Annotated in this window: 15 protein-coding genes and 1 other RNA gene; 8 read left to right on the top strand and 8 right to left on the bottom strand. The window is 56.8% G+C overall.

All coding sequences use genetic code 11. The annotated features are described in order from the left end of the window. Nucleotides 1–83: 83 nt before the first annotated feature. Nucleotides 84–776: a glutathione binding-like protein gene (locus Q8O73_RS05300; protein ID WP_305556033.1), complete on the bottom strand. Its 693-nt coding sequence runs from the start codon at nucleotides 774–776 to the stop codon at nucleotides 84–86. Nucleotides 777–912: 136 nt separating this feature from the next. Between Q8O73_RS05300 and Q8O73_RS05295 the strand changes: the two genes are divergently transcribed. Further along, entirely contained in the window at nucleotides 913–1,605 is a 693-nt protein-coding gene (locus Q8O73_RS05295) for a glutathione S-transferase family protein (protein ID WP_305556030.1), read from the top strand. Between the two features lie 68 nt (nucleotides 1,606–1,673). On the opposite strand, the gene Q8O73_RS05290 is transcribed toward Q8O73_RS05295, so the two are convergent. Continuing rightward, entirely contained in the window at nucleotides 1,674–2,231 is a 558-nt protein-coding gene (locus tag Q8O73_RS05290) for a peroxiredoxin-like family protein (protein ID WP_305556027.1), read from the bottom strand. A gap of 196 nt (nucleotides 2,232–2,427) precedes the next feature. Between Q8O73_RS05290 and Q8O73_RS05285 the strand changes: the two genes are divergently transcribed. Then, the gene (locus Q8O73_RS05285) at nucleotides 2,428–2,904 is read left to right on the top strand and encodes a GNAT family N-acetyltransferase (RefSeq protein ID WP_305556024.1); all 477 of its coding nucleotides are present in this window, start codon (nucleotides 2,428–2,430) and stop codon (nucleotides 2,902–2,904) included. A gap of 8 nt (nucleotides 2,905–2,912) precedes the next feature. Here Q8O73_RS05285 and Q8O73_RS05280 read toward each other — a convergent pair whose 3' ends face one another. From Q8O73_RS05280 to Q8O73_RS05260, 5 genes are all read right to left on the bottom strand, one after another. Further along, nucleotides 2,913–3,536 carry a class I SAM-dependent methyltransferase gene (locus tag Q8O73_RS05280; RefSeq protein WP_305556021.1) on the bottom strand — a complete coding sequence of 208 codons (624 nt, stop codon included), beginning with the start codon at nucleotides 3,534–3,536 and terminating at the stop codon, nucleotides 2,913–2,915. Between the two features lie 52 nt (nucleotides 3,537–3,588). Beyond that, a complete protein-coding gene (locus Q8O73_RS05275; protein WP_305556018.1) occupies nucleotides 3,589–4,170 on the bottom strand; it encodes a TetR/AcrR family transcriptional regulator in 582 nt (193 codons plus the stop codon). 90 nt (nucleotides 4,171–4,260) lie between these two features. Beyond that, entirely contained in the window at nucleotides 4,261–4,692 is a 432-nt protein-coding gene (gene mscL, locus Q8O73_RS05270) for a large conductance mechanosensitive channel protein MscL (protein ID WP_305556015.1), read from the bottom strand. A gap of 39 nt (nucleotides 4,693–4,731) precedes the next feature. Beyond that, nucleotides 4,732–5,262 (bottom strand): dihydrofolate reductase, encoded by a 531-nt coding sequence (locus Q8O73_RS05265; protein ID WP_305556012.1) that lies wholly within the window; start codon nucleotides 5,260–5,262, stop codon nucleotides 4,732–4,734. Further along, nucleotides 5,262–6,056: a thymidylate synthase gene (locus tag Q8O73_RS05260; protein WP_305556009.1), complete on the bottom strand. Its 795-nt coding sequence runs from the start codon at nucleotides 6,054–6,056 to the stop codon at nucleotides 5,262–5,264. The genes Q8O73_RS05265 and Q8O73_RS05260 overlap by 1 nt, the downstream gene beginning before the upstream one ends. A 218-nt stretch (nucleotides 6,057–6,274) precedes the next feature. On the opposite strand from Q8O73_RS05260, the gene ssrA reads away from it, so the two are divergent. From ssrA to Q8O73_RS05235, 5 genes are all read left to right on the top strand, one after another. After that, nucleotides 6,275–6,644: a transfer-messenger RNA gene (gene ssrA, locus Q8O73_RS05255) on the top strand. Between the two features lie 105 nt (nucleotides 6,645–6,749). Continuing rightward, nucleotides 6,750–7,274 (top strand): SspB family protein, encoded by a 525-nt coding sequence (locus Q8O73_RS05250; protein ID WP_305556006.1) that lies wholly within the window; start codon nucleotides 6,750–6,752, stop codon nucleotides 7,272–7,274. Nucleotides 7,275–7,410: 136 nt separating this feature from the next. Beyond that, nucleotides 7,411–9,027, top strand: coding sequence for a fumarate hydratase (locus Q8O73_RS05245; protein ID WP_305556335.1), 1,617 nt, complete (start codon nucleotides 7,411–7,413; stop codon nucleotides 9,025–9,027). 139 nt (nucleotides 9,028–9,166) lie between these two features. Continuing rightward, entirely contained in the window at nucleotides 9,167–10,093 is a 927-nt protein-coding gene (locus Q8O73_RS05240; protein WP_305556003.1) for a DMT family transporter, read from the top strand. A 165-nt stretch (nucleotides 10,094–10,258) separates the two neighbouring features. After that, nucleotides 10,259–11,710: a methyl-accepting chemotaxis protein gene (locus Q8O73_RS05235; protein ID WP_305556000.1), complete on the top strand. Its 1,452-nt coding sequence runs from the start codon at nucleotides 10,259–10,261 to the stop codon at nucleotides 11,708–11,710. On the opposite strand, the gene Q8O73_RS05230 is transcribed toward Q8O73_RS05235, so the two are convergent. Continuing rightward, on the bottom strand, nucleotides 11,697–12,800 hold the full coding sequence (locus Q8O73_RS05230; protein WP_305555997.1) for an AbrB family transcriptional regulator: 1,104 nt from the start codon (nucleotides 12,798–12,800) through the stop codon (nucleotides 11,697–11,699). The genes Q8O73_RS05235 and Q8O73_RS05230 overlap by 14 nt on opposite strands. A 174-nt stretch (nucleotides 12,801–12,974) precedes the next feature. On the opposite strand from Q8O73_RS05230, the gene Q8O73_RS05225 reads away from it, so the two are divergent. Beyond that, nucleotides 12,975–13,619: an alpha/beta family hydrolase gene (locus Q8O73_RS05225; RefSeq protein WP_305555994.1), complete on the top strand. Its 645-nt coding sequence runs from the start codon at nucleotides 12,975–12,977 to the stop codon at nucleotides 13,617–13,619. Nucleotides 13,620–14,078 lie beyond the last annotated feature (459 nt).

Here is a 14,078-nt window from a genome sequence, read left to right as displayed (position 1 = left end):
TGGATCGCATTTATCCAATTGCCATGGCAAGTCCAGAAAATGTTCCTTGCCAAACAGTTCAAGCTTGCCCTGGCGCTGTGTAATCAGATGGTTTTCGATGTCTGTCCAAACAGGATTTTCTTGTCTTTTTCGGTCATTTCCCCCTGACGCAGGCCTTCGCCCTTTTGATAGGCGGCAATCGTTGCCGGGCGGGCGGCGATGGCCTCAAACCAGCGTTTGAGATCGGGGAAATCGTTCAAATCCTGTTGTTGTTTTTCATGCGACACAATCCACGGATAACAGGCCATATCGGCGATGGTGTAATCGTCACCGGCAATGAAGTTGCGACCGGCAAGGCGTTTGTTCAAAACCCCATAGAGCCGGTTGGTTTCATTGACATAGCGGGTGATGGCATAGGGGATTTTTTCCGGGGCATAGCCGCTGAAATGATGGTTTTGCCCCGCCATCGGGCCAAGGCCGCCCATCTGCCAGAACAGCCATTCCATCACGGTTTTGCGACCGCGCACATCCTTTGGCAGGAATTTGCCGGTCTTTTCGGCCAGATATTGCAAAATTGCCCCGGATTCAAACACCGTGATGGCTTCGCCGCCATCGGCGGGGGCATGGTCAATGATGGCGGGCATGCGGTTATTGGGCGAAAAGGTCAGGAATTCGGGCTTGAACTGATCGCCCGCGCCGATATTGACCGGGATGATGGTGTAATCCTGCCCGGATTCTTCAAGAAACAGCGTGATTTTATGGCCGTTTGGGGTCGGCCAGTAATACAGATCGATCATGAGGGAGGGCCTCCTGTGGTATCGGTTTGCGGTGGCGTACGATGAATGCATCTTGCCAACCGATTCAATATGGATCAATTTAAAACGATCATTCCAAAACACAAGGGGGCTGTCTGAACCCCCGCAGGAGAATTTCATGATCCGTTTTTACTATCACCCGACGCCTAATCCGGCGAAAGTTGCCCTGTTTCTGGAAGAAACCGGATTGCCTTATGAGATTATTCCGGTCGATACCAAAAAGGGCGACCAGCACAGCCCGGCATTCCGGGCGATCAACCCTAACGGCAAGGTTCCGGCGATTGTCGATAGCGATGGGCCGGGTGGTGCTGAAATCCGGGTTTTTGATTCCAATGCGATCCTGATCTATCTGGCGGAAAAGACTGGTGCGTTTCTGGGCAAGCCTGAGGATCGCGGCGACCTTTTGTCGTGGCTGATGTTTGTTGCCACCGGTCTTGGCCCGTTTTCCGGGCAGGCGGTGCATTTTCAACATGTGGCCCCGGTCGGGAACGATTATGGAGTGAACCGTTATCGCAATGAGATTAAACGGCATTACAAGGTGCTGGATGATCACCTGGCCGGACGGGATTTTATGATTGGCGAGGGTTACACGATTGTTGATATGTCGCTCTGGGGATGGATTGAGCGCGCCTTTTTCGTGTTGAAAAGCGACGCGCCGCTGGCTGATTATCCCAATATAAAACGCTGGTACGAGGCCGTTTGCACCCGACCGGCGGTGGAGCGTGCCCGCAAGGCCGGCCAGAACCATGCCTTTAAATCCGATATGGATGATGTCGCCAAACGCGCCCTGTTTCCGTCGAATTACGCATAAGGCACTTACCGCAACACACACCATCCCGGTATCAGGCCGGGGTGGTGTGTGTTGCCAGAATGACGGCGTCAGGCGGCGCTATGGTCGATCACTTCGCCACGGGCCGGATAGTTTTTGGCGATGACGAAATCCAGTGCGCCCAGAATATCGGCAAAGGCCGGGCGGGCGAACGGCATGGTTTGCACTGTGCCGAAATACAATGTGCCATCCGGGCGCACCAAAAACAGGCCCGGTTCGGCAAACAAGGCGGGTTCCTCGACCCCGGCAGAAGTCACGCCGTTGGACGACGAAATATAAAGCCCCCAGTTCCGGGCGACATCCAGCGACAGGCCATAGCCAAGCGTAATGTTATCAAGCCCCCATTTTGTGCGGGCGGTTTCGGCGCGGTCCTGCGTGTCGGATGACAGGACAAGAACATCGACCCCGCGTTTGGCGAATTCGGCGATTTTGCTGTTCAGATCGGCCAGATATTTGCCGCAGATCGGGCAATGCAGGCCGCGATAGACCACGATCATGGTGAAATTTTCCGGGTTCCGGTCCGCAAGCGACCAGACACCACCACCCGCCAGAGAAACGGAAAGGGCGGGCACCTTTTGGCGCGGCATCAGGGGGATAATGACAGACATGATAAACCTTTGCATGAGGTGAAGATATGCCGACCAATATGGAATGATCATTCCGAAATGACAAAGGATAAAAGCGGTTTTCACCGATCTGTGATCAGGCAGAATGATCAGTCCCGGCCCTGACATGGTTGTGCGACGGTATCCTGCCCGATACAGTGCCGGGACATATGACAATGACGCATTCCAAAGGAACGACATGATTGATATTGTAAGGGCAGAGCCCCTGCATCGTGCGGGGTGGGAACGGTTATGGCGTCAGAATATTGCCAACTTTGGTGCCGCCGACATGACGGATCATGTGATTGATGTTTTGTGGCATCGCATCCTTGATTCGGATCATGCCATGCAGGCGTGGCTGGCGGTTGATCGTCGCGGGGAAAAGGATGATCCCGCAGATGATTCCGCAGTGGTTGGGCTGGCCCATATCATTGTGCATCCCCACACATTTTCCCTGCGCAATGTGGGGTATCTGGAAGATTTCTGGGTACCTGCCGATCAACGGGGGCAGGGAATTGGCAAACAGTTGATCGCCGCATTGAAAATACAGGCAAAACAGCAGGACTGGGTGCGTCTGTATTGGTTGACAGCAGGCGACAACCATAATGCCCAACGCCTGTATGACCGCCTGACACAACGGGTTGATGCAGTTTTATACAAGATTGATACGGTTTAGGGGGCGGATCAAACCTTGCGTGCCACAACGAAATGGGCGCGGCCCGATGCGGGATAAAGGGCGGTTTCGACAATCTCGAACCCGGCCGTGCCGATGGCGGTATTGAGGCTTTGGGATGACAGATAACGCACATCGGGGGCAATGCGGGCGACCTTCATCACACTGATCAGGGCACGCAAAAAGATGGTGTATTCGGCAAGGCAGACTGTTTTGGAAATAAACAACCCGCCGGGTCGAAGGCGCCGGTGAATGGCACGAAGTGCGGTGCCGGTTTCCGGAACAAGATGCAAAAGGTTAAAGGCCAGAACCGTGTCAAACATGCCCTCGCCAATTTTGTCGTCGGCAAGTTCGGCGGCGGTAAAGGTGACATTGCCAAGTTCGGCAGTTTCGGGTTTGGCCCGGGCAATGGCGATCATGTTGGGCGAAATATCGGTTGCGGTGATATGCCCGGCATCGGGGGCAAGCAACAGGGCGGTGCTGCCAGTACCGCACCCGATTTCAAGGACTTTCTGATCCTTTGACAGATAGCGCCGGACATGGGCCAGGGTTTGTTCATAGGCGGGCATATTGCCGATTTTACGCCGCGCATAACGCTGCGCATTTTTATCCCAGAATGTGCGGTTACGATCCATCGGCGATTTCCCCAATCGGTTTTGTTCTGTCGTTATGGGGGAAGCAGGCGGGTCAGTCCAGTATCGAGAGGGCCATATCGACATAATCGGACAGGGTGTCTTCGCCCGCGCCGCGTCGCGCCATCAGATGGACGGCCTGAATGGACCCGGTTAGAAAACGGGCCATCTGGCGGGTGTTTTTGACGGGCGAAAGGGTTCCTGCCGCCACCCCGCGTTTCAGCGCATCGGCAAATAATGCCTCAATCCGGCGAAAGGAGGCCTGGGCGATGGCGGCGGTTTCGGGATCATGCGGGGCCAGTTCCATGCCGGAATTGACCATCAGACAGCCCTTGTGCCGGCCCGGCCCGCAACCATTACGCACAGCATCGCGAAAGGTTTGGGTGATGGCGGCACGCCCGTCGGGTACATCGGTCAGGATGGCAAAGCGTTGCTGGCTGATTTTGCGTGTGTAATGATCCAGAACCCGCAGGAACAAGGCCTTTTTGTCGCCAAAGCTGGCATACATGCTGGCACGGTTCAGGCCGGTTTCTGCCACCAGTTCCTGAATGGATGTCGCCTCGAACCCCTTGCTCCAGAAGATGTTCATGGCGTTATCAAGAACGCTTTCCTCGTCAAATGCGCGCGGGCGGGCCATGTTTTAACCAGTCTTCAGATTTCAGAATGACCGGTTTATTATGATCCGGTCCGCCCGGCGCGGCAAGGAGGGTGTGTGGGGGGGGGGGCGCTATGCGTCTTTTCCGGTGGCCAGCAAATCGCGAATTTCGCGCAGCAGGGCGACATCTTCGGGGGTGGCGGGCGGCGGGGTTTCCCCGGCTTTTTTGTCTTCGGCGCGTTTGGCCTTGTTGATCGCCTTGACGACCATGAACAACACCCAGGCGATGATGGTGAAATTGATCGCAATGGTAATGAATTCGCCATAGCCGATGACGGCACCCTGCGCCTTGGCATCGGTATAATTGGTGGCCGTAACGGCATCAGACAGGGCAATGAAATAATTGGAAAAATCAAGCCCGCCGGTAATATAGCCAATCACCGGCATGATGATGTCGCCGACCAGCGAACTGACGATCTTGCCAAAGGCCGCCCCGATGATCACGCCAATCGCCAGATCAACGACATTGCCGCGCAGGGCAAACTTCTTGAATTCTTCAAACATGATAGCCGTCCCGTGTGAGTGTTTTGCAGTGTGTTTGTTTCATCGGCGGTCAAGCGTGACAAAGCTGTAATCCGGGCCGTCCGGGTTCTGAATGCGGTGACGGGCAGTTTCGCGCCATTCCATGGGGGAGAGCGGATCAAGAAACGCATCGCCATCAATATCAATATGGACTTCGGTCAGTTCATAACGGGTGGTGAAGGGCAGGGCGAGGCGATAAATCTGCGCCCCACCGGCGATGATCACGGCATTCACCCCGTCACGGATGGCGATGTCATCGGCCTTTGTGATGGCATCGGCCATGTCATGACAGACCACCACCCGGTCATGGTCAAAGGTCCAGTCTCGGTCGCGGGTAACGACAATCGTGGTGCGGCCCGGCAATGGCTTGCCAATTGCCTCGAATGTCACGCGGCCCATGATCATTGGTTTGCCGATGGTCAGGGATTTGAACCGTTTCAAATCTTCGGGCAGGTGCCACGGCATCCAGCCATCCTTGCCAATTGCGCCGTTTTGGGCGGCGGCAACCACGGCAATGCGTTCCACCCGGTCATTATTGTTTGCCGGGGCCATCAGACGGCCACCTTGCCCGCAATATGGGGGTGCGGGTCATAGCCGGTCAGGGTGAAATCATCATATTTGAAATCAAAGATCGAGGTGACAGCCGGGTTGATCTTCATCACCGGCAGGGGCCGCACGTCGCGGGCCAGTTGCAATTCCACCTGATCAAGGTGGTTGGTATAAAGATGGGCATCGCCCAGGGTGTGGATGAAATCGCCGGGTTTGAGGCCGCAAACCTGCGCAACCATCAGGGTCAACAGCGCATAGGAGGCAATATTGAACGGCACGCCCAGAAAAATATCGGCGCTGCGTTGATACAGCTGACACGATAATTTGCCATCGGCGACATAGAATTGAAACAGGCAATGGCAGGGCGGCAAGGCCATATTGGGCACATCGGCGACATTCCATGCCGAGACAATCAGGCGGCGGGAATCGGGATTTGATTTGATCTGGGTGATCAGGTCGCTGATCTGGTCAATCGTTTCGCCGTTCGCCCCGCGCCAGGATCGCCATTGCCCGCCATAAACCGGGCCAAGATCGCCGTTTTCATCGGCCCATTCATTCCAGATGCGCACGCCATGTTCCTGCAAATAGGCAACATTGGTATCGCCCGCCAGAAACCACAGCAATTCATGAATGATTGACTTCAGATGCAGCTTTTTGGTGGTGGCCATCGGAAAACCGACCGCCAGATCAAAGCGCATCTGATGACCGAAAACCGAAAGGGTGCCGGTGCCGGTGCGGTCTTCCTTGCGGGTGCCGGTGTCGCGCACCAGACGCATCAGATCAAGATATTGCTGCATGCCGTGTCCTGTTTTTGGAATCGTTTCGGGCAGCATAGTCAGCAAAGCCGATGACGGCAACGGTGTTGGGGCAGATGGGGTTCCCACGTTCGGGTGGGGCGAAGGGGTGGGGCGTATTTCCCTGATCGTTACGCCGCGCTGGCGGTCGCCCATCGGGCTGCGGCAATGGCGAATATCGGTGAAGTTCCCGGTTACCCTCAAAAATATTTCCCCCGATTTCCCTTGTGATGTGGGGGGGGAATCCCCTATATAAAACCTGTCGGGGCAACCCGACTATGGCGTTACACGACTTGGCGGAATAGGCATTACGGACCCGGGGGCGGTACCCGGCGGCTCCACCATCTCTTTTCCCTGCCCTACTCAGGCGGGATTGTGGGGGCCGAAACAGGATCGACGTGTGTAGTAAAGGCCTCTGTTGGCGCTCGGCATGGTACCACCGATATCGGACCAATGTTTGTAAACGCAAACGACAATAATGCTCAGGTTGCTGTTGCTGCGTAAGCGGCACTAGCACCAAAGCGAAAATTCCGGTTGCCGGGAGCGGTAATTTGGTGGGGTCAGGGGCACCTAGCAACAGAACGCCCCGCTCTTGTTTTTCAGCCCGGCTTGTTTATGAATAGAGGCTGAGGAATGCGTCACGGGGACGATGGCGCATATGAATGACGGGGTTTCCCGCCAGACACAGGATTTTCGATGCACGAACCGGAAGAATTCCGTTACGACCTGATGGTCGATCAGGCGCTGCGTGGCGTCGTCAAGCAGATACTTTCCCGCGTGGCCAAAGAAGGCCTTTTCGGCGAGCATCATTATTACGTCACCTTTCAGACGAATCACCCCGGCGTTCAATTGCCCGAAAATCAGCGCAAGGCGCATCCCGACAACATCACCGTTGTCGTGCAGCATCGCTTTTGGGATCTGAAAGTCGGCGATGATTTCTTTTCTGTCGGCATGAGTTTTGACGGCATGCCCACCGTGGTTGTGGTGCCGTTTGATGCGATGCTGGCCTTTGTCGATCCGTCCGCCAACTTCATGCTGACCTTTAGCGTCGAAGAAGAAATGAGCGACGATGATTTTCTGGATGATGACGATACCGGTGATGACGACAGCGGCCCGGCCCTTGTTGCCGATCCGAAATCGCGCCCTGCCAAAAAGGCCAAAGATGCCAAGGCAGGCGAAAGCGGCGAAGTCATCGCGCTGGATGCCTTTCGCAAGAAATAAGCGCGGATTTGATATGCAGCGGGCAGAAATGCCCGCTGTTTTTTTGTCTGTTTCCGGTTAAATTCAACCATCCCGCTATCGCGTACCAAATACCCACCTTGTTTTTGAGAGAGACGAGAAATTTCCCATGAGCGCCATGAATGATTTTGTCTATAAACCGATGTTCGAACTGGGCAAGGATGACACGCCCTGGCGCAAGATTGGCGATGAGGGGATTGAAACCCTTGAGGTCAAGGGCGAGACTTTTTTGAAAGTCGCCCCTGCGGCCATCGAAAAACTGACCCTTCAGGCCTTTTTTGATTGTTCGCATCTGTTGCGCCCCGGCCATCTGGCGCAATTGCGCAAGATTCTGGATGACCCGGAAGCGACCCCGAATGACAAATTTGTCGCGATGGATTTGTTGAAAAACGCCAATATCGCATCGGGCGGGGTTCTGCCGATGTGTCAGGATACCGGGACGGCGATTGTCATGGGCAAGCGCGGTGGTCGCGTGATCACCGATGGCACGGATGAAGAAGCGATTTCCAAGGGCGTGTGGCGCGCCTATCAGGAACATAATCTGCGGTATTCGCAGGTGTCGCCGGTGACGATGTTTGAGGAAAAAAACACCGGGTCGAACCTTCCGGCCCAGATCGATCTGTATGCAACACCGGGGGCTGAATATAAATTCATGTTCATGGCCAAGGGCGGCGGATCGGCCAACAAGACGTTTTTGTATCAGCAGACCAAGGCATTGCTGAACCCCGACAGTCTTGTGAAATTCCTTGATGAGAAAATCCGTACACTTGGCACGTCGGCCTGCCCGCCCTATCATCTGGCGATTGTGATTGGCGGGACATCGGCCGAGGCGGCATTGAAAACCGTCAAGATGGCATCGGCGCGTTATTACGACAGCCTGCCGACCGAAGGCGGGGCGCACGGGCAGGCTTACCGTGACCTTGAATGGGAACAGAAAGTTCTGGAAATGACCCGGCAGATGGGCATTGGCGCACAGTTTGGCGGCAAATATTTCTGCCATGATGTGCGTGTTGTGCGCCTGCCGCGCCACGGGGCGAGTTGCCCGGTGGCGATTGGTGTTTCCTGTTCGGCCGACCGGCAGATTTTGGGCAAGATCACCAAAGACGGCATTTTCATCGAGGATCTGGAACATAATCCGGCGAAATATCTGCCGGAAATTTCCGACGAGCATCTGGACGATACGGTGGTCAAGGTGGATTTGAACCAGTCGATGGCTGAAATGCGGCGGCAATTGTCGCAATATCCGGTGAAAACCCGTTTGTCCTTGACTGGCACGGTGATTGTGGCGCGTGACATTGCCCATGCCAAGATCAAGGACCGCCTGGATGCCGGGCAGGGCATGCCCGATTATCTGAAAAATCATCCGGTCTATTATGCCGGTCCGGCCAAAACCCCCGAAGGCATGCCATCCGGGTCCTTTGGCCCGACGACGGCGGGGCGGATGGATGCCTATGTCGATCTGTTTCAGGCCAATGGTGGATCGTTGATCATGCTGGCAAAGGGCAACCGGTCGAAACAGGTCAAGGATGCCTGCCAGAAATATGGCGGGTTTTATCTTGGCTCTATCGGTGGTCCGGCGGCGCGGCTGGCGCAGGATTGCATCAAAAAGGTCGAGGTTCTGGAATATCCGGAACTGGGCATGGAAGCCGTCTGGCGGATTGAAGTCGAGGATTTCCCGGCCTTTATCGTGATGGATGACAAGGGCAATGATTTCTTTGCCGAGTTCGGGATTTAAGGCGGGCATGATGCGGCGGGTTCGGTAGAGCCGTGCGCCGCAGCATATTCTTGCCAGTGGGGGTGTGATGTGCTGGTATGTGGGCGTATCTTCCTGATCGCCCCACATCCTGTTGCAGCCCCGAAAGCCCGAATTCATCATGCCCCGCGATCCTTCCCCTGCCGCTGTTCCTGCGGCTGAAAGCCGTTTGACCGGCATCAGTGCTGCCCTTGCCACTGTGATCATCTGGGCGTCGTGGCTGATCGTCACGCGCTATGCCATGACATCGAACTTTACAGCGGTCGATATCGGGCTGTTGCGGTTTGTGGTGCCATTTGTGGTGTTTGCGCCGGTCTGGATCAAGCGCGGTGTCTGGCCCAGAGGCTTGTCATGGGTCAATGGTCTGGTGATGCTGGCGGGATCGGGGGCGTTTTATACCCTGATGGTGGCCAGTGCGTTGGCATTTGTCCCGGCCAGCCATGTCGGCATTTTGTTGCCCGGTGTGATGTCGGTCTGGGCGATATTGATTGCGGTGTTGCTGTTTGGTGAACGGCCGGGAAAGGTTCGGCTGTGTGGATACGGGTTGGTGATTGTCGGGATCGGCTTGCTGATTGCACTGAAACCCGGACAGGCAGGCGATGGCGGCGGTGAATTGCTGTTTGGTTATGGGCTGGTATCGGGCGGGGCGTTGATGTGGGCGTGCTATACCCATGCGATGCGGCAAAGCGGCCTTGGCGCGATTGATGCGGCGGCTTTTGTCGGGTTCTGGTCCTTTGTGATCATGGCGGCGATTGCGGTTTTTACCGGCACCACGGTTTTCACCGCCCCGATTGATGACATTGTCTTGTTGCTGGTGACGCAGGGCTTGCTGGCCGGGGCGGTAGCGGTTGTCACCTATGGCATGGCAGTGCGCCATATCGGATCGACGGCGGCGGCGGCCTTTGGCGCCCTGACCCCGGCACTGGTTGCGCTGGGCGGGGTTTTCCTGCTGGGCGAGACCGGCAGTATGGTGTTGGTGCTGGCGGTCGCCTTGGTGATTTTGGGGGTGATGGTGGCGTCGGGGGTGTTCCGCAAGATTATCCGCTAAGTCATATCCCGCCGATCAAAACGCTTTTCGCACATGCGAAGACGCGCTATGGTGGTGTCATGTTTTGGTAACGTTGCCGGAACATCTGGCGGGCAACGGGGCCTGCATTGCAAGACCGGCTTTTTTGGGGCCGGTGGTCAATGTCAGTCATCCCGGAGATGTGCCATGTTCGCCGCTTTCATCCGTTCTGTTTCCCCCGAAGACGATATCCGGCCTGTTGCGGCCAATGGGTCCGATCTTGCATCGGCATTGCGGCTGTTGCGCCATGTCAGCGACATTGTGGACGAAGCCCCCGATGCAACAAGTGCGATGGCGCGGATTCTGGATGCGGTGTGCGGCCATTGTCAGTGGCCGGTCGGCCATGCCTATTTGCGACATGTCGGCGCGGGTGAGGGCGGTGGAGATCAGTTGCAATCCGCAAAGATATGGTCGATCGGGCAGGGGATTGTCCGCGATGATTTGCGCGCTTTTTGCGATCAGTCCGAAGCGACGCGGTTTGAGATCGGGCAGGGCCTGATTGGCGGGGTGGCGCAATCGGGGCAGGCGGTGTGTCTGGATGATGTCACCACAAAAGCCGGGTTTCTGCGGGCCGACGGGGCGCGGCGCAACGGGTTGCGCGGCTGTTTTGCCCTGCCGGTGCGGCTGGACGGGCAGGTGGTGGCGGTGGTCGAATTTTTCAGCCGTGCGGTGGCAAGCCTTGATGCGCAGATGCTGGAATTATTGGGATTTGTCGGCGGACAGGTGGCGCGTGCGCTGGAACGCGACGGGGTGCGGGAATCGCGCCGCCGTCTGGCGCAGGATTTTGATCTTCAGGTGCAGGGCACGGTTGGGCAGCTTGCGGCCGCCGTCAGCCAGATGCGCGGGGCGCTGGGTGTTCTGGAACAGGGAAATGCCCGCACCCGTGACAGCAGCGAAGGGATTGACCGGGCAGCGGTCGCCGCCCTTGCGCGGATTGAAAATGTCGCCCGCGAGATGGAAGGATTGCGCACCACGCTTGAGAGTGTCGGGCGGGATGCCGGGGATAATCTGGAAACCACCGACCGGCTGGGGCAGCAGGCATCACGCATCCGCGATGATTTTGGTGCCTTGCAGGACCGGGCATCCGACGCCGGGCGGATGTTGAAAACCATTTCCGATATCGCCAGCCAGATCAAGCTTTTGGGTCTGAATGCCTCGATCGAGGCGGCACGGGTGGGCGAAGCCGGGCGCGGTTTTGCGATTGTCGCCAAAGAGGTCAAGGCACTGGCCGATGATTCCGAACATGCGACCCGCGATATTGCCCTGTGGATGGATAGTGTGACCGGGGCGATTGCCGGGGCGGCCAGTGCGGTTGACAGCATGGCCCATGCCATGACCGGGTTGCAGGACAATGCCCGCCAGACCGCCAATCAGACCGCACAACAACTGGGCAATTGTCAGCAGATTAGCAATGACGTGGCCGGGGCCGTGGCCGATGCCCGCCATGTCAGTGATCAGGTCACCCTGATCCGCACCGCGATTGCCGATGGCGAAGGGGTTTTGCAGGATGTGGCGGCGGCAGCACGGGTTCTGGACGATCAGGGCCGGGATTTGTCGCAGCGGGTCGATGGTTTTGTCGGCAGTATTACGAGGATTTAGGCATATGCCGGGTGCGGCGTGCCACCATGCGGGCCAGACTTGGCCCAAACAGCAGGATCATGAAAAACCGGGCCGACTGGATGACCAGAATAAAGGACAGATCGACATTGGTGCTGGCCGCGATGATGGCGACCGAGTCCAGCCCGCCCGGACTGGTGGCGAGATAGGCGGTCAGGGGATCGACATCCATAAAAACCACCAGCAACACCGAAATCCCGGCGCAAAAGGCAATCAGAACAAAAATCGCCAGCAGGATTTTGGGCAGGGCAAAGGTGGCATGGCGCAACACAGCCGGGGTGAAACGCAGGCCAATCGTTGCCCCGATTACCGCATAGGTCAGGCCCAGAAACCATTCCGGCAGAACGATATCGACCATGCCGGTGATGCTGAGTACCGCCACCACAATGATCGGCAGCAACAGCGCCCCGGACGGCAGACGCGACACCACACCGATGATTGACAATGCGGCGGCAAGGGCAAGGGTCAGGGCGAAATCGCCGATATCAAAGGGTGTAAACCATTCATGCGCCGCCCCGGCAAGGGCCGGATCGACTGAAAAACCGGCCACGGTCGAGGCGACAGCAACGACAATCACCACCCGGACATATTGCATGAAGGCAACCAGCCGTGCATCGGCCCCGAAGGCCTCGGCCATGATCACCATTGCCGATGCCGCACCGGGATAGGCCCCCCAGATCCCGGCGGTGCCGGGCAGGACCTGTTTGACGCACAGCAACCAGCCGAGCGCGCTGCTGACGACCAGGGTTAACAAGGTGACACCAACCACCAGCGGCCAGTCATGCAGGAAAGATGTGACAATCCCCGCCGTCATCGCCCCGCCAACCATTGTGCCGAGCACCGATTGCGCCCCCAGATAGACGGATTTCGGCACGGCAACCGTCGTGCCATTGGTGCCCAGAACAATGCCGACAATCATCGGACCCAGCAAAAGGGCTGCGGGTACATCGGCATCATGCAGCAGGACAGACAGCACCAGCGACCCGCCAATCAGCAACAGCCATTGCACAAGATGCGGCAGGCGGCCAAGCCGGTGACGATCCGGCATTATGGGGGGCGGGGTGTTGGTCAAGGCGGAGGATCCGTTCGGGTGATCAAAAGGCAGGGCGCGGATATGGAACCTTGCCATAAAAGGGCAAAGCCGATTGAAAAGGCATATCATCATAGCCTGAAATATCGGATCATGGCGAGGCTGTATGATAATCGTGTTTTTCTATCCAGGGTCGATGAATGGAGTGACCGGGGAATGAGCGAAAAGACAGAAATTGTCCTGCGGTTTGACGGGCCACAGGATGCAAGTGTGACCATCGTGCTGGCCCACGGGGCCGGGGCGGCGATGGATAGCGATTTCATGAATATGATGTCCGATGGACTTGTCGCGCATGGATATCGGGTGGCGCGGTTTGAATTCCCCTATATGGCCAAAACCCGGCAGGATGGCAGGAAACGCGCCCCGGATCGGGCAGCGGTCTTGCAGGAATGCTGGGGCGATGTGGTGGCGCAAATCGGCCACCCGGAAAGGCTGGTGATTGGCGGCAAATCGATGGGGGGCCGGGTGGCAAGCATGATGGCGGATGAATTGGGGGTTATGGGGTTGGTTTGCCTTGGTTATCCGTTTCATCCGCCCGCAAAGCCCGAAACATTGCGGGTGACGCATCTGAAAACCTTGCGCACCCCGGCGTTGATTGCACATGGCACCCGCGACCCGTTTGGCCGCCCCGATGAAGTGGCGGAGTATGGATTGTCCCCGGCAATTTCCCTTCATTGGGTTGCGGATGGCGATCATGATTTTGTGCCGCGCATATCAACGGGCCGGACACAGGCGGATAATATCGGCGATGCGGTGTTGGCAATGAACGGGTTTATCCGACGTCTTCTTGTGCGGGAATGACGGTTTTGGGATGGGTGCTGTTCCATCATAATCCATTGATTTAAAACATTTTTTTTGTCAAGAATCGGGACGAATGCAAAGTTTTTTCAGATTTTTTGAAAAAAGTTCTTGATTTGTTCTTTTGATTGTGGCATAAGAGAAAAATCAACGGGGCAAATGCGCCCGGACGAAACCCGCAAAGCCTTGTGCTTTGCGGGTTTTTACGTTTGGCGACACATGAAAGAGATGATGATGCAGCGGCAAAACGAAAGACAGATCGGCGGGCGTAACCGCAAGAGGATGACCGGCGGGTGGAAGAGTCATTACGGTGGTCCTTTGCGGGCGTCCTGACCCGGTCCTTGGTCAGGACGCCCGAGGTGCGTCTTGTGTGGGAGCTGCCTGCCCGGAATTTCTCCTGACATTATCGGGCAGTGCCCGGTATGGCCGTGGGTCCGTTGCGGGCTTGCTGGCGAGACAGGC

The sequence above is a fragment of the Thalassospira sp. genome (genome assembly GCF_030690045.1).
In the GTDB taxonomy this organism is placed as follows: Bacteria; Pseudomonadota; Alphaproteobacteria; order Rhodospirillales; family Thalassospiraceae; genus Thalassospira.
Note: the sequence above shows the minus strand (reverse complement) of the source record. Positions and strands in the feature narration are given on the sequence as shown.